Below are 21,462 nucleotides of genomic sequence, written 5' to 3' on the forward strand. Positions count from 1 at the left end.
AATATTATATAATATTGCCGGCGATGCCCCTTATGATTTCCACAATCGGGTTCAACGCCAATCGATTCAGCGACCTTGGAAACACATTCACATAAATTTCAGAAACATACCATTATGTAGTCATACCTACGGCTAGGCGTTCTCCCCTATATTGACTTAAATTCGGTTAGATCGAATTCTTGCGCCATCGAACATCCTGTCGGCTTTTGCCGGATATGAGATCATATTCATGGCCACCACATCGGAGCATCTGGGATCGCACGCCGCCCTGCCGTCGCAGGATGGCCGGCGCGCGTCCATGGCCCTGCCGGGAGCGGCCCCTGCCCTGGCCGCGGGGTTGCTGGCCTGCCTGGTCTATGGGCTGACCATTCAGACGCGCCCCGCCCATATCGACGAATTCTACCATCTGCTGGCGGGGCGCAGCTGGGCCGCGGACGGCAGCTTCGCGATCCTGGACGGCCGTTACGAACGGGCGCGGCTGTTCACCGCCATCGTCGGCGGCAGTTTCGATCTGTTCGGGCGATCCGACCTCTGGGTGGCGCGCATTCCCTCGCTGCTCTTTTCGGGCATCAGCGTCGGACTGGTCTTCCACTGGCTGCGGCAGAGCGGCGGCATATGGAGCGCAGTGGCCGGCGCCGCGCTGTTCGGCCTTGCCGGCTACACGCTCGACATCGCGCATTTCGCCCGCTTCTACGCCCTGCACGCGCTGATGATACTGGCCGCGGCGGGAAGCCTTTTCCTCGCCACGCGGCCTGCGGGCCGGTTCAGGCCCGGCTGGCTGGCCGCCACGGCGCTCTGCCTGGCCATAGCGGCCCATCTGCAACCGGTGACGGCGATTGCCGCGCTGGCCATGGGCTGCTGGCTGCTGTTCGACCAGCGCGCGACGATAGCGGCGATGCGCCCGCTGCACCTGATCGTGCTGGGCGCAATCGCGCTGGCCTGCGCAACCATCGCCCTGTCGCAGGCCGGGCCAGCGCTGGAAAGCTATCGCCATGCCGAGCGCTGGGCGACCGGATCGCAGGACGACGCCTTCTATTATCTGCGCGAATTCCGGGCGCAGATGCCCGCCATGCTGCTGCTCTGGCCCGTTGCGCTGGCGGCGGCGTGGCGGCGCAATCCCTCGCTGGCCAGCCTGTGCGCGATCATGGCGATGCTGTGCCTGACGCTCCACAGTTTCGCGGGGATGAAGGCGTGGCGCTACAGCTATTATGTCTTTCCCTTCATCTGCATGGCCTATGGCCTGGGAATCGGCGCGCTGGTCGAACGGTTCGGCGGCGGCGGAACGCTGCGTCCAGCCCTGCTGGCGGGCGCGGCGATGCTGCTGCTGATGGGCGGCGACGTCGCCTACCGCCATTCCGCCCGGCTGATGGCGTCGACCCTTGCGCAAGGGCCCGCCGCCCTTGCCGCGCCGGTGCCCGACGGCGAATGGGACAGGGCGGCGCCCGAATTGCGGCGGATCGCGCAAGGCAGCAGCCTGCTCGTCACCGGCGACGACCTGCGCACCCTGGCGCATATCGGGCCGTTCGACCTGTTCATCAGCCACAGCCGGCTGGGCGAGCTCAAGCCGCCGACCGACTTCAACAGCGATTTCCGCACCGGCCGTCCGCTGATCGACAGCCCGGCGGCCCTGTCCGAAGTCATCGACTGCACCGATAACGGCGTCGTCATCGTGTCCGATTATCAGTGGCGCAATCCCATGGGCGTGCGCCCCGAAATCGCCCGTGAGATCGAGCGACGCCTGACCCCCGTCCCCACGCACAGCAGCTTCCACGTCTACAGCTGGCGGCACCCAACCGTGCGGCGTGCCTGCCCCCATGTCGGGAAGCAGGCCCTTCCCGGCACGAAAGGTGCGTCCGTGGTCAGGCCCCTGCCGCCCCGCGGGCGGTGCGTGCCGTCAGGCCAGTCATGTCCGCCTGCGTTCTTTGGCATTGCAGCAACCGCGGGTGCGGCATGACTGGTTTGCTTCCTCCCCCCGATCTGGAAACGGGGTCGGTCCAATATGCCCGCCGGTTTGCGGGGCCTTCGGGCGCCTATCTGCTTAACATCCAGGAACGCGGCCTGCGCGATCTGGTCGACGATGGGCCGCCCCTCCACCAGAGCGCGCTGGATGTCGGCGGCGGCCATGGGCAGCTTGTCGGCGGACTGCTGGACATGGGAATTCAGACGACGGTGCTGGGCTCGACGGCCGATTGCGCCGAACAATTGTTGCAGGGCGCCGATGCCGGCCGGGTGGATTATGTGACCGGCGACCTGCTGGCCCTGCCCTTCCCGGACGGCCGTTTCGACCTTGTCACCAGCATCAGGCTGCTGGCGCACATCGACGATCCGGACAGGCTGATCGACGAACTTTGTCGCGTCGCCCGCTACAGCGTCATCGTCGATTATCCGACATTGATGGGCGCCAATGCGCTGTCGGCGGCGACCTTCCCGATCAAGCGGCTGATCGAGAAGGACACGCGCACCTATCGCAGCTTCTGGCCGGCCCGGATCGAGCAGGCCTTCCGCCGCAACGGCTTCGCGCCCCGGCGCCGCTTCAAGCAGTTCAGCGCGCCCATGGGCCTCCACCGCCTTGCGGGGAAGCCGGTCCGCATGGTGGAGGAAGGATTGCGCCGCATCGGCGTCACCAGCCTGATCGGCAATCCGGTGCTCCAGCGCTTCGACCGGGAGAGGAAGGCATGAGCGCGGACGGACGCCCCATCGTCGCCGTCACCGGCGCGACCGGCTTCACCGGCGGCGCGCTGGCGCGGCGGCTGATCGGCATGGGCTATCATGTCCGGTCCATGACCCGCCGTCCGCCCAGCGCCGCCGAAAGGGAGAGCGGCATCGAATGGATCGGCGGATCGCTGACCGACACCGATGCCTTCGCCCGGCTGGTGGAGGGTGCGACGGCCTGTTTCCACATCGCCGCCATGTACCGGTCGGAAGGCGCGCGGGAGGAGTTCCTGAGCGCCAATCGCGACAGCACGGCAGCGTTGCTGGCGGAATCGCGCAGGGCAGGCGTGGCGCGCTTCGTCTATTGCTCGTCCATCGGCGTGCATGGCGATGTGGCGGAGACGCCGGCGGACGAAAACGCGCCCTTCGACCCGCGCGACCCCTATCAGGAAAGCAAGCTGCTGGCGGAGGACCTGTGCCGCGACGCGATGATGCAGCCGGGCATGGACGTCGTCATCATCCGCCCCTGCGCCATTTACGGGCCGGGCGACACGCGCATGCTGAAGATGTTCCGCATGGTGCAGCAGGGCCGTTTCCTGTTCATCGGATCGCGGCGGCCGAATTTCCACCCGGTCTATATCGACGATCTGGTCGACGGATTCCTGCTGGCGATGACGAGCGACGCGGCGCCGGGCGGCACCTTCATCATCGGCGGCAAGACTTATCTGCCGTTGCGCGACTATGTCGCGACCGCCGCCAATGTGCTGAACGTGCCCGCGCCCCGGCGCACCGTGCCCTATGGGCTGGTCAACCTGGCCGCCCATGGCTGCGAACTGCTCTGCGCGCCGCTGGGGGTGCAGCCGCCATTGCACCGCCGCCGCCTGACCTTCTTCAAGCATAACCGCGCCTTTTCCATCGCGCGGGCGGAACAGGCGCTGGGCTTCCGGCCCGCCGTGGGGCTGGAGGAGGGCTTCCGCCGCACCGTCGCCTGGTATCGCAATGAAGGGCTGCTGGTATGAGCGCTTCAGCCGATCAGGCGCCTGACGCGGCCCCGGTCGCGCCGGTCCCGGCGATGGAGGCCAAACGCCGCGACGCCCGCGACCATGCCCGCCAGCGCCGTGACGGGCGCCGCAACCCCGCACAGCGCGGCAATGCCGCAGGCCGCGCCCGCCCCGGCGCTCCATCGGACGAAGCGGGATGCGCCCGCGCCATAGTGTCGCAATATGCCCTCCAGATCGGCTATGGCGATCCAGTCCGGGCTGGCCGGCGGGCGCACCGCGACCGGCCGCACCGCGCCGTCGGGGCAGGTCAGCGACTTCACGAGCAGGAAATCGCCCGCCGCGACCGCCATGGAAAGCGGGACGGAAATCGACAGCAGCGCGCCGGAAGACCGCCGGTAATGGATCGGCCGCGTGCCGCCCGGCTGGGGCGCGCCGAGATCCACGACCATCCCCTTTTCCTGGAGCAGTCCCACCATGCCGAAATGGGTCGGCACGCTGTCCGCGCCCTGAAACCAGGGCAGGGCGTCCGCCGCCGTCCTGTCGGGGGCGTCGCCGGCTGGGGCCTTTGCGAGCAGGTCGCCTTTCGCGCTCATCATGTCTCCTTCCCTTCAGCACCTAGCGGGGAAGCAGGCGCATCGCCATGGCGACAAAGGGGCTTCATCCGATGAGTGTGGCGACTCGCCTCGCCATGGCGCCGCTGCTGATGCTGCTGGCCCTGCCGCTGACCGCCGAGCAGCCCGCCGCCGGGCAACCGCCCCTGTCAGGCGTCAACATAGCAGGCGGGGAATTCAATTCCGCGCGCAAGCCTGGCGTCTTCGGCAAGGATTATGTCTATCCCGACGCAAGGACGGCCCAGCCCTTCATCGACATGGGGATGCAGATCGTCCGCGTGCCGATCCTCTGGGAACGGGTGCAGCCGGAGCCGCTGAAGCCGCTTTCCACGACAGAGATGGCCCTGATCGACAAGTCGTTCGCCAGTCTGGCGCCGTTCCGGACCATCGTGCTGGACGTGCATAATTACGGCCGGTACGACGGCCAGCGGCTGGACCAGATTTCCAATGGGTCGGCGATGCTGGCCGATCTGTGGCAGCGGCTGGCGGAGCATTACAAGGGCAATGGCGCCGTCGCCTTCGGCCTGATGAACGAGCCCTATGGCATGACGCCCGCCGCCTGGCGGTCGCTGGCGGACGGCAGCGTCGCGGCGATCCGGCGGACGGGGGCGGCCAATCTCATCCTCGTGCCGGGTTCCAAATATAGCGGCGCGCATAGCTGGACCACGGGCGGATCGAACTCCAACGCGCTCGCCTTCGCCGATTTTCGCGATCCCGGCGGCAATTATGCGTTCGAGATGCACCAATATCTGGATGCCGACAGTTCCGGCACGGCGACGAGCTGCGTCAGTCCGGACCTGATCGACGCGCGGCTGGCGGGTGCGACGACATGGCTGCGGACCAATGGCCATCGCGGCTTCCTGGGCGAATTCGGCGCGCCGCCGGACGACAATTGCCTGCGTGGGCTGGAGGTTCTGCTCGCCCATTTGCGCGCCAATGGCGACGTCTGGATGGGATGGACCTATTGGGCGGGCGGCGCATGGTGGGGCGCCCGCTATCCGATGAGCGTTCAGCCGACCGGCGGCCCCCGTCCGCAGGCCGCGGTGCTCAGCAAATATATCGTTGCAAGGGAGCCATGATGAAGCAGTTTTCCGTCATGAGCGCAGCCGCCACGGCGGCCCTCATGATCCCGCAGGCGGCCCTGTCCCAGACCGAGGTGGAGGTTCCGCCCGACGGATTGCGGGTCCGGCCGACCGTGCGCCTGCTCTACGACAGCAACATCCTGCGGCAGAATGACGACCTGGTCGCCGGAGAGCAGGACGACCTGCGCATCACGCCCAGCGTCGACGTGACCTACCGCCGGCAATTCGGTCTTCACCGGCTGACGGTGATCGGGTCGGCGGGCTATGATTTCCACCAGCGTTTCGAATTTCTCGATCGGGAGAGGATCAGTCTTCAGGCCGATGCCGATCTGTCCGTATCCGGTTACTGCCATGTGCAGCCCAGGGCGCGGCTGAATTTTGCGCAATCGAACCTTTCCGATCAGGGCGTGGTCGTCGGCAATACGCAGCGGACGCAGGATTACAGGGTCGCGGTCGACTGCGAGAAGCCCTATGGTTTCTTCCCCGTGGCCGCCGTGGGCTATCTGAATACCAGCAACAGCGCCTCTTCGCGGCGGATATTCGACATCGACACGTCCACGGCGATGGCGGGCATCGGCTATTCCAAGGCCAGCCTGGGCGAAATCCGCGCGACGTTCCAATATGAGCGTTTCCGCCGCCCCAATGCCGACGAAGCGATACCCGGCCTGCGCGACGGCGCGGAAAATTACCGCGCGGGCATCCTCTTCCGCCGGGCCGTGGCGCCGCGCCTGAGCTGGCAATTGGGCGCCAATTATTTCAAGACCAAGCCGCGCGCGCCCGGCATTGCAGACTTCTCCGGCCTGGGGGTGGAGGCGCAGGCGGTCTATACCCCCTCCAACCGGCTGTCGATCCTGTTGGATGTCGACCGCAGCTCCCGCAATCAGAGCAATACGGGCGCGACCTATATCGTGCAGACCGACTTCACCCTGCGCGGCAATCTGAAGCTGGGGGCGCGGTCCGGCCTGTCGGCGGGCGGAAGCTACAGCCGCCGATCGTTCAAGGGCGAATTGCAGCTCGACACACCGCTGCTGCGCCGGTCGGACCGCACCCGCGCGGTCTTTGCCGGCTATCGTTACCAGTTGCGCAGCCGCCTCAATGCCGGGGCGGAGATACGCCATGAGTGGCGAACAACGGCCGTCGACCAGTTCCGGTACAAAAGCACGTCGGGACTGCTGTTCGTCGGACTGGATCTATGAGGTACTGGCCATGAAACCGATCTTCCCTGCCCTTTCCGTCCTGATCCTTGCGTCCCTTTCCGCAGCCGTTCCGGCGGTGGCGGCCGATGCCGCGCCGGGCGCGGCGCTGGCGTCCAGCTACATATTGGGGGCCAATGACGAGATAAGGGTTTCCGTCTTCGGCGCCTATCCGTTCGACGTCAAAACCCGGATCAAGGAGGACGGCAGCGTCACCCTGCCCAGCGTCGGGGAAGTCGTGGCGCAGGGCGTGACCGCCAATGCACTGGCGACCAAGGTGCGCGATCAGTTGAAGGCGGGCGGATATTTCGTCAATCCGATCGTCAATGTGGAGGTGGTGAGCTATGTCAGCCGGGCGGTGACCGTCTTCGGCAATCTCCAGAATCCCGGCGTCTATCCGCTGGACCGGCCGCAGACGATCGCGATGATGCTGGCCCGCACCGGCGGCGCGCGGACCGATGCCGCCGATTACGCCATATTGCAGCGCCAGGGCGAGGAAGACCGCCGCATCCCGCTGGAAGACCTGAACAGCGCGACGGGAACCGGGCAGATGCTCCGCCCCGGGGATTCGCTGTTCGTGCCCAAGGCGGAGGACGTCTTCATCTACGGCCAGGTCAACAAGCCGGGCAAGATCACCTATGAAAGCGGCATGACGCTGCGCCAGATGCTGGCGCAGGCGGGCGGACCGACATTGGGCGGGTCCGAAAAGAAGATCAGCCTCAACCGCGGCAACCAGAGGATCAAGCGCGCCGACCTGGACATGCTGGTGAAGCCGGGCGACGTCTTCACCGTCCAGGAACGCATCTTCTGATCAGGCTGGGAAGGAACCCGAAATGTCCCTGTTTTCCTGGATAGCGCGGTGGCTGAGGCCCAAGCCCCAGCCCCAGCCCAAGCCCAAGCCCAAGCCCCAGAGCAAGGAGCTGGCGCGCCGCATGGCGGCCATCCGCGCCGCCGCCGCCGCCGAACCCGCCACGCCGGCGCCCCCGACGGCCGACATGTTGCGGTCGGCCATCCGCAAGGGGTTCAACTCGACCCAGCCCGTCACCAGTTCCAGCCATCTTCACGGCCGGCAGGAACAGTTGGAACTGCTGGTCGAGGGCGTTCTGGATCGGGGAAATCACGCCCTGATCTACGGCGCGCGGGGGTCCGGCAAGACGTCGCTGGCGCGGGTCTTCGCCAATATGGCCGACGACCGGGGCTTCGTCGTGCTCTATTCGGCGTGCGAACCCGATCAGGATTTCGGGGCGCTCATCAGGCCCTATGTCGATGCCCTGGCCGGGGCGCCGGTCGACTGGCCCGTGGACCGTCCGGTCAATCCGCGGGACGTGGTCGAGCAGATCGCGCCTCGCGCCCGTCGCCGCTTCATCCTGATCCTGGACGAATTCGACCGCATCACCGACGGCGCCGTGCAACATGACGTCGCAAGGCTGATGAAGATGCTGTCCGACGCGGCCATGCCGGTTCATATCGTCGCGGTGGGCATCGCGGCGGGGGTCGATGCCCTGATCGCGGGCCATGCGTCCCTGCGGCGGCACATGTCGGTGATCCCGATCTCGCGGATCGAATCCCAGGCGGTGTTCGACATCATCGCCAAGGGCGCGGGGTCGATCGGCATGGGCTTTACCGATGCCAGCCGGGAGACCATCGCCCATCTCGCCTGCGGATCGCCCTATCATGTCCGGCTGTTCTGCGCCCTCGCCTGTTTCGAGGTGATCAAGCGGAAGGAACGGAAGGTCGACCTGCCCGCGACGCTGGCCGGGGTGGCGCGGGCCGTCAATGACTGGGCGCTCACCAATGCGGAGGACGCCGCGCTGTTCCGCAAGGTGATCGCGACGAACAGCCCGCACTGGAGCATGATCGAAACCATCGCCCGCACCGCCGCCGCCCACGGCTTCATCACCCGGCACGCGCTGGCGGATGAACGGGGCGAGCGCATCCTGTCCCAGTTGCGGGACGCGCTGATCATCGATGCGGCAGAGGATCGCATCGCCTTCCAGGACAGTCTGGCGCCGCAATTCATGCTGGCCATGCTGTTCGCCGCGCAGAACAGCGAGAAGATCGATGAGAACATCATCAGCATGAACGATCTTCATCGCCCGATCGCCGCCGAATAGGCCGGATTGCCATCGAATAGGATAGTGACTATGCTGATATTGGACATATTCCGCGCGATATTGCAGCGCTGGCGGCTGGTGGCGGGGATATTCTGCAGCGTCATGCTGCTGACCGCGATCTGGATATTGATGACGCCGCGCGAATATGTGGCGTCGGCCACGCTGCTGTTCGACACGCGCGCGCCCGATCCGCTGCCGGGCGAGACGCGCGCGGCCGGCGAACCCGCCGCCATGCTGGCGACCGAGGCGCAGATATTGCGCGGGGAGGCGATCACCGGCCATGTCACCCGCGCGCTGGGCCTCGACAAGGAACCCGAACTGCGCAGGCAGTGGTTCGACCAGACCAACGGAACCCAGACATTCCAGGGCTGGCTGAACCGGCGGGTCCAGAGCGGGCTGGAGGTCACGCCCAGCCCGGCGGGCAGCACCATCGACATCGCCTATCGCAGCACCGATGCAGCCAGATCGGCTGAGATGGCGAATGCCTTTGCCGATGCGTTCAACAAGACCCGCCTGTCGATGAGCAATGATTTCGCCAAGCGCTACGCCGACTGGTTCAAGACCCGCCTCAGCGAATCCGAGGCGCGGATGGAAAGCGCACAGAGCGAACTGGCGAAGTTCCAGCGCGAGCACGGCATTGTCTCCACCGGGGCGATCGATGCGGAAAGCACGCGGCTGAGCGAATTGTCGTCCAAATTGTCCACCGCCGAAGCGTCCGCCGCCGATGCGGGCGCCCGCGCCGCCGCGGGGGCGAGCATGCCCGAAGTGCAGTCGAGCGGGGTGGTCCAGGGATTGCGCGCGCAGATCGCGACCAAGTCGGCCGAAATCCGCCAGATGTCGGCGGAACTGGGGCCCAGCCATGAGTTGATGCGGGCGGCCAATTCCCAGCTCGCCCAGTTGCGGGCGGCACTGGCGCAGGAAACGGCCAAGACTTCGGGCAGCCTGTCCGCGGCCAGTTCCGCCGCCGCGGCCAACCGGGGCGCCATGCAGTCGCTGCTGAACCAGCACCGCGCCCGCATGCTGTCGCTCGCGGGCGACCGGGGCAAGCTCAACGTGCTGGAAAGCAATGTGGAATCGGCCAAGAAGCAATATGAGACCGAGACGCAGCAAATGGCCGAACTGCGCGCGAAGAGCAGCATCCCTTCGCTGAACGTGCTGCATCTGAACGCCGCAGAGGCGCCCTTGCTGCCGAACGCGCCGAACATTCCCGTGCGGCTGCTGATGATGACGATATTGGGCCTGATGCTCGCCATCGGCACGGCGGTCCTGCTGGAATGGCTACAACCCCGCGTCCGCAGCCGCGATGCGATGACATATCTGACCGGCGTGCCCGTGCTGGGACAGGCCGACCTCCGTCACATCGGACAGCAACTTCGCCTTGAAGGAGCCAAATGGTCATGAGACTCCGATCCACAGAGAGAAGCGAGCAGCCCGGCGCGATCTTCATCGCCGCCGGCCCGGGCGAAAAGCCCGAGATGAATGCCGTGGGGCCGATCCAGGTCGATCCGCTGGTCGTGGCGATCAGCGACCCGGAAGACCGGCTGGCGGTGCAGGCGCGCGACATACAGTCGACGCTGGCCGCGCTCCGCCTGGCGGACGGGCGGGCGCCCTCCTCCATCGCGGTCCTCACGGTCGGCGCGGTCGACGAGGCGGCGATCCTGACCGCCAATGTCGCGGTGTCGGCGGCGCTGAGCGGCTTGCGGACGCTGCTCGTCGACATGAAGCAGTCGGACTTCGTCCAGCACCGGCTGCTCGGCCAGACGCCGGTCACGCCCACCGATCCGGAGGATGACCTCCACGCCTTCGTCCGGCCTGCCTCGATCCCCAGACTGTCCCTGCTGGCGGCCGCATCCGACAGCCGGGACCTGGCCGACATGATGGCCGATTTCGACCTGTGCCTGGTCGACGCCAGCCATGTCGAGGACCTCGCCCTGGCAGCGGCCGGCGCGGAGGTGGCGATACTGGCCGTCAGCCGCGACGCCACCACCACGGCGGACCTCAAGTCTACGATCAACAAGCTGTCGATGCTGGGCATGCCGTTGATCGGCACGGTCATGATCGTGTGACGGCATGAAGCGTGGAACAGGCATGAAGATCGTCCATATCTCCCGCCAATATCATCCGGGCATCGGCGGGCTGGAGAATTTCACCCGCAACCTCTGCGAGGAGCAGGCGCGGGCGGGCCATGACGTGCGCATGGTCACGCTGAACCGCATCTTCGACGGCGATGGCGCGGAACTGCCCGCGCGGGAGACGATCGGCGGGGTGGAGGTCATCCGCCTGCCCTTCCGCGGCGGACGGCGCTATCCCATTGCGCCGGCGGTGCTGCGCCATGTGCGCGATTGCGACCTGATCCACGTCCACGCCATGGATTTCTTCGTCGATTTCCTGGCCCTCACGCGCTTTCTGCACCAGAAGCCGATGGTGCTCAGCACCCATGGCGGCTTCTTCCACACAGATTATGCGCAGCGGCTGAAGCAGGTCTATTTCCACAGCATATCCCGCCTGTCGCTGAGCCGCTTCCACGCAACGATCGCCTGTAGCGAGGCGGATCAGGACAGTTTCGCGCGCATTTGCCGCCAGAGGCTGACGCTGGTGGAAAATGGCGTCGACATCGACAAGTTCGCGGCCGCCGCCGACCCGGATGCGCGGGCGATCCTCTATTTCGGCCGCATCGCCCCCAACAAGCGGATCGATCGGCTGATCCGCTGGTTCGCCGCGTTGAATGCGCTGGACCCCGCCTGGTCGCTGATCGTCGCGGGCAAGCCCATGGGCGTCGCCCTGTCCGACCTGCGCCGGATCGCCGTCGAACAGGGCGTATCCCAAAAGGTGGAATTCCACGACAGCCCCAGCGACGAGGTGCTTCGCGCGCTGATCGGGCGCAGCAGCATCTTCGCGTCCGCCAGCGCCTATGAAGGGTTCGGCATATCGTTGATCGAGGCGGTTTCCGCCGGCCTCTATCCCGCCGCCAGCGACATTCCGGCGCATCGCCGGTCCTGCGAGAAGCTGGGCGTCGGCACGCTCCTGCATTTCGACGATCCCCTGTCGGCCGCGCGGCTGCTCAAGGATTTCCGCACCGCCAGGGTCAAGGGAGCCCTGAAGGACGCGGCCGAACCGCTGCGCGGCTATAGCTGGCCGGAGGTCTCGGCGCGCATCGTGCATATCTACGACCAGATATTGGGCCATCGCCAGCGGGCCATCGGTCCGGTGAAGGTCGCCGTTCTCTCCCAGACGGAGGCGCTGGCGGAAATCCGGTCCCATGTCCGCGCGCAAAGGCCGAAGGTCATCGCCTTCTGCAACGCCCATATGGCCAATCTGGCGCGGAAGGACGACCGGCTGGCCGGGGCGCTGAGCAATGCGCTGGTGCTGAACGACGGCATCGGCGTCGATCTGGCGAGCCGGTTGCGCTATGGCCGCTCCTTTCCCGTCAACCTCAACGGCACGGACTTCATCCCCGCGCTGCTGAAGGACCATCCCGAAGGGCTCCGGCTGTTCCTGGTCGGCGCGGCGCCGGGCGTGGCGGAGCGCGCGGCGGTGACGCTGCGCCGCCTGTGCCCGCGGCTCTCGATCGTGGGAATGCAGCATGGTTTCTTCGACCCGCAGGAGGAAGCGGGCCTGAGCGACCGCATAGGGGCGAGCAAGGCCGATCTGGTGCTCGCCTGCATGGGCAATCCCCGGCAGGAGATCTGGGCGGCGCGCTGGGCGCCGGAGTTCGGACGGCCCGTGCTGTGCGGCGGCGCTTTGCTCGACTTCCTCGCCGGACGGGTGCGGCGCGCCCCGGCCTGGGTGCAGCGGGCGCGGTTCGAATGGGCGTGGCGGCTGTTTCAGGAGCCCACCCGGCTCGCGGACCGCTATCTGCGCGGCAATCTGAGCTTCATCGTCCATGCGCTGAAGGATGCCTGGCGCGGGCAGGATTGGGAGGATACGCCCCCGCCAGCCCCGACCACAGCCCTGCGGGGGGCCGATGCGGCCTGACGCCAGCATGGCCCGGCGCCGGACGACCATGCCGAAGCGCATTTCGGTCGTCATCCCGTTCTTCCAGCGCAAGCGCGGGCTGCTGCGCGAAGCTGTGCGGTCGGTCGCCTGCCAATATCTTCCCTGGCCCGCCGAAGTCGAACTGATCGTCGTCGACGACGGTTCGCCGGTCGCGGCCGACCTGGATGTCGATAATCTCGCCTTGCCCGATTGGATCAGGCTGCGCATCATTCGCCAGGCCAATGCCGGCCCGGCGGCGGCGCGCAACCATGGCCTGGACGCCCTATCGCCGGATTCCGGCTATATCGCCTTTCTGGATTCCGACGATCAATGGTCGACGCACCATCTGGCCTGGGGGATCGACACCCTGGGCACGGCGCATGATTTCTACTTCTGCGACAGCGCCATGCCGCCGACGACCATGTTCGCGGCCATGGCGTTTTTCCAGGCGCTGCCCGCGCAGAAGGGGGTCGAACTGCTCGACGGGACGCGCGGCACCTATCGCTTCGTCGGGACGAGCGGCGGATCGTCGATGGTGCGCGACTATCTGTGCCAAACATCGTCCGTGATCCTGCGCAGGTCGGCGGTGGGATCGCTCCGGTTCGAGGAGAGCCTGCGCTATGCCGGGGAAGACTGGCTGATGTGGGCGCGGATCGCGCATCGGGCGCGGGGCATCTGCTTCTCGCTTTCCGCCAACAGCCTGCGCGGCGAAGGCATCAACCTGTATCGCGACGCGCATGAGCGGCTGGGCGGGCGCAACCTGCGGCGCATCCTTTCCATGATCCGGGCGAACGAGCTGATGGGGGCGATCGACGGCATCGATGCGCAAAGCCTGATGCTGACGCAGCAGCGGCGACGCAGCTTCCAGATGGAACTGGCGGCGATCCTGATGCATCCGCGGCTTTACCTGGGCCTGATGGACCGGCTGCAGCGGGCGATGATCGCAAGGGCCTACCGGCACCTCTGGCGTGACCTGCCCGGCTGTTGGACGGAAATCCTGCGCCGCAAGCTGCGCCCGGCGGCCCTGCGGGAGATGCCTGCGTGAAGCTTTATTATTACCGGGCGCCGCAGGGGAATTTCGGCGACGACCTGAACGGCTGGCTATGGGAAGAACTCGCGCCGGGCCGCTGGTCGGACGAGGATGATGGCGAGCTGTTCTGCGGCATCGGCACGATCATCGGCAACGACATGCCGCAGGCGAAACGGATCAGGGTGTTTTCCAGCGGCATCGGCTATCGTCCCGTGCCCGCCGATTTCGACAGCGGGCGGTGGAAGGTGACGGCGCTGCGCGGGCCGCTGACGGCGCAGGTGGTCGGGCGGCCAGAACGGGCGGTTGCGGATGGTGCGCTGCTGCTGTCGACCCTGCCGCGGCTGAAGCCCCTGGCAGAGGAAGAACGACACGGGACGATCTTCATTCCCCATTATGAGGCGATGGACGAAGGCCCCTGGGAAAGGGCGTGCAGGCTGGCGGGCGTGGAACTGGTCGATCCCCGGCAATGCGCGCATCGGGTGATAGAGCGCATCCGATCGGCGCGGCTGGTGATCGCGGATTCCATGCATGCCGCGATCATCGCGGATACGATGCGGGTGCCCTGGGTGCCCGTTGCGTCGTCCCGGCGGATCAACAGCTTCAAATGGCTGGACTGGACCCTGTCGCTGGACCTGCCCTATGAGCCGGTGGCGCTGCCTTCGATCAGCCTGCGGGCCTATTATGAGGGGCAGGTGCAGCGCTGCATCGGACAGGATTTCCGCCTGCCGCGGCCGGACAGGGATAGCGCCATGGCGCATTATCGGCGGATGATGCGGCGGGAGGGCAATGCGCTATGGCAATCGGTGCGCCCCAAGGTGAAGCATCACCTGCGCGCGCTGCCGGGGCGCCTGCCGGCGCAGCGTGCCGCGCGGGGCGCGATGGCGCGGTGGGACAGGCGGCGGACGGAGCGCATGGCGACGGTTTTGCATCGGCTGGTGGGCGCGCCCGCTTTCCTGAGCGGCGATGCGATTTTCGCGCAGAGGGTCGAACAGTTGAGCCGTGCGCTGGATGGCATTGCGGGGGGCCGTGAAGGCTGAATATTGCCTGCGGGGGCCTTAACGCGCCAGCGTCCGCGCCCTGTGCCGCCGGACCAGGTGACGGGCCAGCATCGGCCAACTGCGCCGGTCGCGCAGCATTTCCATCAGCAGCGCCCCCGGCCGGCGGGCGCGCAGGTGCGGATAGGCGCGGTTCCAGATCGCCTGGTCGCGGATCGCGTCCGCCCGTTTCGACAACAGCCCCGCCAATGCCCTGTCCGCCCGGATGCGCGGGCGGGCGAGCAGGCCCAGCGTATGGTCCCGCATGGCCTGGAGGTTGAGGATGGTGCGCGACTGGCCCGAACTGTCCGAGGAGATCGAACCGATGCGCTGCGTGAAGAGGTAAAGCCCCTCCCCCATCAGCATGAAGCGCGCGCCGGCCAGCAGCCAGTCCAGAACGAAGGCGAAATCCTCGCCATGGCGGAGGTGAGGCGGATAGTGCAGTCCGCGCGCATGGAGGAAACGGCGGCGGAAGATCGGCTTTAGCTGGCCATAGTCGAAGGGGGAACGGCCGGTCATGCACTGGCCGACGAAATCCGCCGCGCCGACCTGCTGCACATGATCGTCCGCCAGCCTGAGCGCCCGGCCCGCCACGGCCTGTGCCTGCCAGTCGAAGAACAGCAGATTGTCGGCCACCAGATCGGCCTCATGCCGCCTCGCCACCCCGGTCATGCGTTGCAGCCGCCCCGGCAGGAACGCATCGTCGGCGTCGAGTATCGCGATCCACTCGCCCTGCGCCGCGGCCAGCCCCCTGTTGCGCGCGACCGAAGGTCCGCCATTTTCCGCGCTGACGATCAGGCGGACATTGTCGTGCATGCGCGTCAGGCCCCGCGCCACCCGCAGCGTGTCGTCGCTCGACGCATCGTCGATGATCAGCACTTCGACCGGCACCTGCTGCGCCAGCGCCGAATTGACCGCGCGAACCAGCGTATCCTGCGCATTATAGGCGGCAATTATCACCGAGACACAAGGGGTTAGGTTCCGCTGCATAGGTGTTATGCCTTACTCGAAACAGGGGTGGGCTTTGGATATAACAGCCGCACAAGCAGCAGCGAATTGAGGGAATACCCCTAGGATATGTCCCAAGGGTCCGAACCCGATCTTCCCAGTGCGGACAGACAATATGCCGATGGTCGCCATTTACAGACGCGGTTTCCTGCCCTTGTCGGAGACCTTCATTGCGGACCATATCCGGTCGCTGCGCCGATACCGCCCCTTCGTCATGGCCGACGACATTGTCGGCGGCCATTATCGGGACGGACAGCAACTGCATCTGCTTCATGAACCCGGCGCCGGAAAGTGGAAAAGGATCAGCAGTCGGCTGACCGGACATTACGACCATCTGGACGGACAACTGTCCTCACGCTCCGCCGGCCTGATCCACGCGCATTTCCTTCAGGACGGCGCGGGCATCCTGCCGCTTGCCCTGCGGCGGCGCATGCCGCTGGTGGTGACGGCCCATGGCTATGACGCGACCGTCACCGCCCGCGAACATGCGCGGCGCACGGAAGGGCTCTGGTACCTGATGCTGAAGCCCGTCCTGATGCGCTATGTCGACGGCATCATCTGCGTGTCGAACTGGATCAGGCAGTGTCTGCTGGAGGCCGGCTATCCCGAAGGCAAGCTGCGGGTCATCCGCCTGGGCATCGACCCCGCCGCATTGCCGCAGGTGGATTCCCCCTCGCTGCGCCGGGGCGCGCTGTTCGTGGGCAGGCTGGTCGAGAAGAAGGGCGTCAACTTCCTGCTCGACGCCTGGGCGAAGCTGCCGCCCCGCCTGCGCGAGGAGCCGCTGACCATCATCGGGGACGGCCCGATGAAGCCGGCGCTGATGGATCAGGCACGAAAACTGGGCATCCAGCCGGTATTTGCCGGCCCGCAGCCGCGAGAGGCGGTGTTCGCCGCCATGGCCCGGCACAGGATCTTCGCCATGCCCAGCATCCGCGCCGCGAATGGCGACAGCGAAGGGCTGCCCATCGTGCTGATGGAGGCGCAGGCCCTGGGCATGGCTGTGGTCGCCTTCGACGACGGGCCGATGCGCGAAGCCATCCGGCCGGGGCAGAGCGGCCTGCTGGCGGAGCGGCGCGACACCGGCAGCTATGCCGCGCATCTGGAACGGCTGCTGCTGTCGGCGGACCTGTGCGAAAGCTTCGGCCGGGCGGGACGGGAATGGGTCAACAACAGTTTCCACATCCGGTCCAACATGGCGGAACTGGAAGATTATTACGACGAAATCATCGGCCGCAGGGAGAGACGCCATTGAACATCCCCATTTCGGCCGCCCTCGCACCCCATGGCGTCACCAACGCCCGCATCCTCATCCTGTCGCGCCACGATTATCGCACGGCGCGCCGCGCCAGCGTGCATTTCATCGCCCAGAAACTGGCCGAACGGGGTCATGACGTCGCCTTCCTGTCCATCGGCTACAGCTGGCTGTCGCGGCTGCGCGGCGACAGCCGGGCGGCGCTGGACCCGCGCGCCAACCGCTGGGAAACGGTGGACGGCCTGCGCGCCTATCTGTGGCGGACCCGCTGGCATCCGGTCAAGATGCCGGTGCCCGATGCGCTGACCGGCTGGCTGTTCCACCGCTGGGCGGGCATGGCCTGCCCCGCCCTGGACGAGGCGGCGGCGACGGCGGACCTCATCCTCATCGAATCCGGCATCGCCCCCGCGCTGATCCGGCGGGTGCGGGCCATCGCCCCGCATGCGCGGATCGTCTATCGCGCGACCGACCTGCTGGCGACCGCCGGCGTGCCGCCATGCATCGAAACGACGCTGCACAGGCAGGCGCGCGACATCGACATGGTCGTGGTCGTCGCCCGCAGCATGCTGCCGCATTTCGACAGCTTCGACTGTCCGCGCATCTTCATTCCCCATGGCGTCGACCTGCGAAACCTGCGCCGGCCGACCGTCAGCCCCTATGACCGGCCGCATAATGCGGTGGCGGTCGGATCGATGCTGTTCGACGAGGGCGCGATCCGCACGCTGGCGCAGGCGGTTCCCCATTTCACCTTCCACATGATCGGAACGCCCAGGCACGCCTTCCCGTCCAATGTGGTGCTGCACGATGAGATGCCCTTCGAACGGACGCTGCCCTATATCCAGCATGCCGATGTCGGGATCGCGGCCTATCTGCCGGCGGAAGCATCGGCCTATCTGGCGGATTCCAGCCTGAAGCTGATGCAATATGGCGCCATCGGCCTGCCCGCCGTCTGCCCGGATTTCGCGGTGGGCGAACATGGGCTGCGTTTCGGCTATCGGCCGGGCGACGCCGATGGGATGGTGCAGGCCTTCGCCAGGGCCGCCCAGACGCGCCGGCGGCCAGCGCCGACGCAGGATTGGGGCGATGTGGCCGACCGGCTGGTGGAGGTCGCCCTTGGCTGAGCTTGTCCTGCAAAGAGACGTCCGGATGCAAGGCGCCGGGGACATGCTGCGCGCGGTCGTGCCGGTGGCGGCCATGGCGCTGCTGGCGGCGACGGTCCTGTTCAACCCGTTCCTCGCCTGGGTGAACAGCCATGTCGCGCCGATGAACGGGTCGATCGTGTCCGTGATGCAGGGCGGCATCGTCATCTCTGCATTGCTGCTGGGCCTGTTCCAGCCGGTCGCGCTGGCGGCGCGATGGTGGACGCTGGCCGCGCTGCTGGTGATGGCCGTGCTGCTGACCAGCGCGATCCGGGCGCAGTTCAATCCCAAGATATTGGGCGACGTGCTGCTGATCCCGGCCTTCATCCTGCTGGGCACGGCGCTGCGCGCCGACCTGTTCCGCCGGTCGGTCCTCGTCATGCAGGCGTGCATCCTGCTGGTGGGCATGTGGGAACTGGCGCGGCCGGACCAATATGGCGCCTTCTTCAACGTGGTCGATTATTATGTGAACACGCGCGGATATGACGCCGACGCCTTCTGGGCGGGCGGATCGCTGTTCCTGAGTTCGGAACGGCCGGGCGGGCGGCTGTTGCTCAACGGCTTCGGTTTCCATCGCGGGTCGTCGCTGTTCCTGGAGCCGGTGTCGCTCGGCAACTGGGCGGTCGTCGTCACCATCTTCACGGCGGCCTGCTGGCGCGAACTGTCGCGCTGGGGCCGGGCCTTCATGGTGGCGTCCACCTTCGCGCTGCTGGTGATCTGCGACGGGCGGCTCGCGATGACGGTCATCCTGCTCTTCTGCCTCTATCTGCCGCTCTGCCGCTATCTGCCCGACCGCTGGAGCGCGATCTACCTGCCTGTCATGCTGGGCCTGCTTTGGCTGGGGGATGCGTTCGGCCTGCTGATGCCCAATGGCGACAATTTCGCCGGGCGGCTGGGCATCGGCCTGCATGCGCTGGGGACGATGGATGCCGCCGCATTGCTGGGGGTCAGCCCCGAATTCGCGCGGCTGGACGATGCGGGATGGGCCGATTTCATCCAGTCCCAATCCGTGCTCATCGCGCTCGGCCTCTGGCTGGCGCTGTCGCTCACCGGGTTCGGCAGGGCGCCGGGCGACCGCATGGCGAAACATGGCACCATGCTGTTCCTCATCCTGTGCCTGCCGATCAGCAATTCGCTGCTCTCGATCAAGACGGCGGCGTTGATGTGGGCGCTCTACGGCTTCTGCTTCGCACGCGGGCGGAGGGCAGCGGACAGCACGCCCCCGGCATGAGCGGGCGGCATATTCCAGCGCTGGACGGGTTGCGCGGCTTTGCGGCGCTGATCGTGATGCTGTCGCATTTTCCCGATGTCGGGCTGCCGCCCTGGGTCAATCACCGCCTGGGCGATTATGGCGTGATGCTGTTCTTCGTGCTGAGCGGTTTCCTGATGGGCCATCTCTATCTGGGGCAGAAGCCCGACGTCGCGGCGCTGCTGCGCTATGGCGCGGCGCGGGCGGGGCGAATCCTGCCGCTTTATCTGGCGGTGTCGCTGCTGTCCTTCTTCCTCTTCAGCTATGCCGATCCGGCCTTCATCTATCGCATAGACGGCCAGCAGCTCCTGCGGTTGCTCAGCTTCACCAGCGCGCAGCCGATCTTCTGGTCCATCGGCCCGGAATTCCAGTTCTATTTCCTCTTTCCGCTGATCTGGATGGCGTTCCACAGCAGCCGCCCGAACAGGCCGGTCGCCTTCCTGGCGCTGGCGACCGCGATCTGCCTGAGCTATGCGATCAGCAGTTGGACGCCGGGCTTCTCCGTCTTCGCAAAGCTGCACATCTTCATCGCCGGGATCGGCACGGCATTGCTGATGAAGGCGGCGCCGCCGCGCCCGCCGCTCGCCATGCTCGTGCTGGGAAGCGCCCTGGCCTTCCTGGCCGCCATCCTGCTGTCGCCGGCGTGGGCCGAACCCTTCCTCTTCCCGTCGACGCGCGGCGACCCCAAGCATATCGGCTATTATGGCGATCTGGCGAAGGTCCTGCTCTGCGCCTGCGTCATCCACAGCGCGACCATCGACCATCGGCTGAACGACTGGCTGTGGGGCAATGGCGCGATGCGGCGGCTGGGGGCGTGGAGCTTCTCGCTCTATCTGCTGCACATGCCCGCTTTCTATCTGGCGGGATATCTGCCGGTGCCGCCGGCGCCGCGCGCCGTGGCATCGCTGCTGCTGGCGGTCGGCATCGCGGCGCTGTCCCATCGCTTCGTCGAAGGGCCGGCCAACCATTGTTTGCGCCGCCTGCTTGCAAGGCTGTTCGACCGGCAGCCCAAGGTCATCCTATTGCCCGATCTCAGCCGGGCGGAGGTTCGAAGGTGAGACGATAAGGATAAAGCCAGATGCGCAAGGAAAACAGGGTCGCGCACGGGTCGGTGAAGGAGGATGAGGGACGCATAGACTGGCTGGACGTGGCCAAGGGCCTGTCGATCCTGCTGGTCGTCTTCCATCATGCCGCGCTGACGGGTGCTTCCATCGGCCATGGCTGGGCGGTCTTTTCCACGCTCGATGCGTTGGCGAAGCCGGTCCGCATGCCGCTGTTCTTCGCCATAGCGGGGCTGTTCGCCGCCGGGGCGCTCAGCCGGTCCTGGGGCCGGCTGCTGACCGGCCGGGTGGCCAATCTCGTCTGGCTCTACAGCCTGTGGACCGTGATCTACTGGCTGTTCTTCCGCTATTTCGACCCGACCGACGGGCTGAAGCCGCTGGGCCTTTCCAAATGGCAGCTCATCTATATGTGGATCATCCCGCCCAGCGGACAATGGTTCCTGTGGCTGATGGCGATCTATCTGGTCCTTGCCAAGGCGATTGCCCGCTTCCGAAGTCCCGTCCATCTGTCGGCGATCTTCCTGCTTTGCGTCCTGTCGGCCGGGCCGGTGGCGGAACTGCCCCATTATCCGTGGCGCAACGGCCTGCTCTATGCGCCCTTCTTCATCGGCGGGGCATGGTATGGCCGGGCGCTGGCGGAGCGGGCGCCGCGCCATGCCGCGACGCTGATCGTGGGCGGAACGGCAGGCTTTGCGGCCCTTTCGATGCTGACGTGCCATCCCGGCGCGCAGATCGGCCTGTCCATGGCGGGCCTGATGGCGGCAGTCGGCGTCGCCCTGTTGCTCAGCCGGATTTCGTGGCTGAAGGGGCCGCTGATCTTCTTCGGGCGGCGAACGCTCAGCATCTACCTCGGCCATGGGCTGGTCATCGCCGCGCTGTCCATGCCGCTGTCCGTCCTGCCGCTGGGGGATCATGCCTTTCTATGGGTCACGCCCTTCCTGATGCTGTTCTCCCTGTTCGGATCGCTGGTCCTTCACGACCGGGCGGGAAGTCTGGGCCGGATGTGGCTCTATAGCGACGAAGGCATGCGGCAGTCCTTGCCGAAGCGGTTCAGCATCTGA

At 66.6% G+C, this 21,462-nt stretch carries 19 protein-coding genes; 17 read left to right on the forward strand and 2 right to left on the reverse strand.

The window, feature by feature from the left end; all coding sequences use genetic code 11:
* Nucleotides 1-229 precede the first annotated feature (229 nt).
* Genes EGM87_RS21310 through EGM87_RS21320 form a run of 3 tightly spaced genes read left to right on the forward strand, consistent with a single transcriptional unit; the run spans nucleotide 230 to nucleotide 3,671 of the window.
* A complete protein-coding gene (locus tag EGM87_RS21310) occupies nucleotides 230-1,954 on the forward strand; it encodes an ArnT family glycosyltransferase (RefSeq protein ID WP_137708880.1) in 1,725 nt (574 codons plus the stop codon).
* On the forward strand, nucleotides 1,951-2,679 hold the full coding sequence (locus EGM87_RS21315) for a methyltransferase domain-containing protein (RefSeq protein WP_025547667.1): 729 nt from the start codon (nucleotides 1,951-1,953) through the stop codon (nucleotides 2,677-2,679). The genes EGM87_RS21310 and EGM87_RS21315 overlap by 4 nt, the downstream gene beginning before the upstream one ends.
* Nucleotides 2,676-3,671: an NAD-dependent epimerase/dehydratase family protein gene (locus EGM87_RS21320; RefSeq protein ID WP_025547668.1), complete on the forward strand. Its 996-nt coding sequence runs from the start codon at nucleotides 2,676-2,678 to the stop codon at nucleotides 3,669-3,671. Before EGM87_RS21315 ends, EGM87_RS21320 begins: the two co-directional genes overlap by 4 nt.
* A 5-nt stretch (nucleotides 3,672-3,676) precedes the next feature.
* Here EGM87_RS21320 and EGM87_RS21325 read toward each other — a convergent pair whose 3' ends face one another.
* Nucleotides 3,677-4,249, reverse strand: coding sequence for a hypothetical protein (locus EGM87_RS21325; RefSeq protein WP_025547669.1), 573 nt, complete (start codon nucleotides 4,247-4,249; stop codon nucleotides 3,677-3,679).
* Between the two features lie 68 nt (nucleotides 4,250-4,317).
* Here EGM87_RS21325 and EGM87_RS21330 point away from each other — a divergent pair, with 68 nt between their 5' ends.
* From EGM87_RS21330 to EGM87_RS21370, 9 genes are read left to right on the forward strand one after another with little or no spacing between them, the layout of a single operon-like run.
* Nucleotides 4,318-5,343, forward strand: a complete 1,026-nt coding sequence (locus tag EGM87_RS21330; protein ID WP_037481688.1) for a glycoside hydrolase family 5 protein — start codon at nucleotides 4,318-4,320, stop codon at nucleotides 5,341-5,343.
* Complete coding sequence (locus tag EGM87_RS21335) at nucleotides 5,343-6,542, forward strand: outer membrane beta-barrel protein (RefSeq protein WP_025547671.1); 1,200 nt, start codon at nucleotides 5,343-5,345, stop codon at nucleotides 6,540-6,542. Before EGM87_RS21330 ends, EGM87_RS21335 begins: the two co-directional genes overlap by 1 nt.
* A 10-nt stretch (nucleotides 6,543-6,552) precedes the next feature.
* Complete coding sequence (locus tag EGM87_RS21340) at nucleotides 6,553-7,350, forward strand: SLBB domain-containing protein (RefSeq protein WP_025547673.1); 798 nt, start codon at nucleotides 6,553-6,555, stop codon at nucleotides 7,348-7,350.
* A gap of 22 nt (nucleotides 7,351-7,372) precedes the next feature.
* Nucleotides 7,373-8,653 (forward strand): ATP-binding protein, encoded by a 1,281-nt coding sequence (locus EGM87_RS21345; RefSeq protein WP_137708879.1) that lies wholly within the window; start codon nucleotides 7,373-7,375, stop codon nucleotides 8,651-8,653.
* A 30-nt stretch (nucleotides 8,654-8,683) separates the two neighbouring features.
* On the forward strand, nucleotides 8,684-10,054 hold the full coding sequence (locus EGM87_RS21350; protein ID WP_025547675.1) for an exopolysaccharide biosynthesis protein: 1,371 nt from the start codon (nucleotides 8,684-8,686) through the stop codon (nucleotides 10,052-10,054).
* Nucleotides 10,051-10,719 (forward strand): tyrosine-protein kinase family protein, encoded by a 669-nt coding sequence (locus EGM87_RS21355; RefSeq protein WP_037481691.1) that lies wholly within the window; start codon nucleotides 10,051-10,053, stop codon nucleotides 10,717-10,719. The genes EGM87_RS21350 and EGM87_RS21355 overlap by 4 nt, the downstream gene beginning before the upstream one ends.
* 22 nt (nucleotides 10,720-10,741) lie before the next feature.
* Nucleotides 10,742-12,628 carry a WecB/TagA/CpsF family glycosyltransferase gene (locus EGM87_RS21360; protein WP_137709104.1) on the forward strand — a complete coding sequence of 629 codons (1,887 nt, stop codon included), beginning with the start codon at nucleotides 10,742-10,744 and terminating at the stop codon, nucleotides 12,626-12,628.
* A gap of 28 nt (nucleotides 12,629-12,656) precedes the next feature.
* Complete coding sequence (locus EGM87_RS21365) at nucleotides 12,657-13,673, forward strand: glycosyltransferase family A protein (RefSeq protein WP_244309838.1); 1,017 nt, start codon at nucleotides 12,657-12,659, stop codon at nucleotides 13,671-13,673.
* Nucleotides 13,670-14,695 carry a polysaccharide pyruvyl transferase family protein gene (locus EGM87_RS21370; protein WP_137708877.1) on the forward strand — a complete coding sequence of 342 codons (1,026 nt, stop codon included), beginning with the start codon at nucleotides 13,670-13,672 and terminating at the stop codon, nucleotides 14,693-14,695. The genes EGM87_RS21365 and EGM87_RS21370 overlap by 4 nt, the downstream gene beginning before the upstream one ends.
* Before the next feature lie 18 nt (nucleotides 14,696-14,713).
* Here EGM87_RS21370 and EGM87_RS21375 read toward each other — a convergent pair whose 3' ends face one another.
* Nucleotides 14,714-15,682, reverse strand: a complete 969-nt coding sequence (locus EGM87_RS21375) for a glycosyltransferase family 2 protein (RefSeq protein ID WP_244309839.1) — start codon at nucleotides 15,680-15,682, stop codon at nucleotides 14,714-14,716.
* Nucleotides 15,683-15,815: 133 nt separating this feature from the next.
* On the opposite strand from EGM87_RS21375, the gene EGM87_RS21380 reads away from it, so the two are divergent.
* The 5 genes from EGM87_RS21380 to EGM87_RS21400 are packed head-to-tail and all read left to right on the forward strand — an operon-like array spanning nucleotide 15,816 to nucleotide 21,462.
* On the forward strand, nucleotides 15,816-16,952 hold the full coding sequence (locus EGM87_RS21380; RefSeq protein WP_025547684.1) for a glycosyltransferase: 1,137 nt from the start codon (nucleotides 15,816-15,818) through the stop codon (nucleotides 16,950-16,952).
* Complete coding sequence (locus tag EGM87_RS21385) at nucleotides 16,949-18,073, forward strand: GumK N-terminal domain-containing glycosyltransferase (RefSeq protein WP_044661107.1); 1,125 nt, start codon at nucleotides 16,949-16,951, stop codon at nucleotides 18,071-18,073. The genes EGM87_RS21380 and EGM87_RS21385 overlap by 4 nt, the downstream gene beginning before the upstream one ends.
* A gap of 25 nt (nucleotides 18,074-18,098) precedes the next feature.
* Nucleotides 18,099-19,322 (forward strand): hypothetical protein, encoded by a 1,224-nt coding sequence (locus EGM87_RS21390; RefSeq protein WP_044661106.1) that lies wholly within the window; start codon nucleotides 18,099-18,101, stop codon nucleotides 19,320-19,322.
* Nucleotides 19,319-20,398 (forward strand): acyltransferase family protein, encoded by a 1,080-nt coding sequence (locus EGM87_RS21395; RefSeq protein WP_025547688.1) that lies wholly within the window; start codon nucleotides 19,319-19,321, stop codon nucleotides 20,396-20,398. The genes EGM87_RS21390 and EGM87_RS21395 overlap by 4 nt, the downstream gene beginning before the upstream one ends.
* A gap of 20 nt (nucleotides 20,399-20,418) precedes the next feature.
* Nucleotides 20,419-21,462 carry an acyltransferase family protein gene (locus EGM87_RS21400; protein WP_137708876.1) on the forward strand — a complete coding sequence of 348 codons (1,044 nt, stop codon included), beginning with the start codon at nucleotides 20,419-20,421 and terminating at the stop codon, nucleotides 21,460-21,462.

The sequence above is a fragment of the Sphingobium sp. RSMS genome (assembly GCF_005406185.4).
GTDB classification, from domain to species: Bacteria; Pseudomonadota; Alphaproteobacteria; order Sphingomonadales; family Sphingomonadaceae; genus Sphingobium; species Sphingobium fuliginis.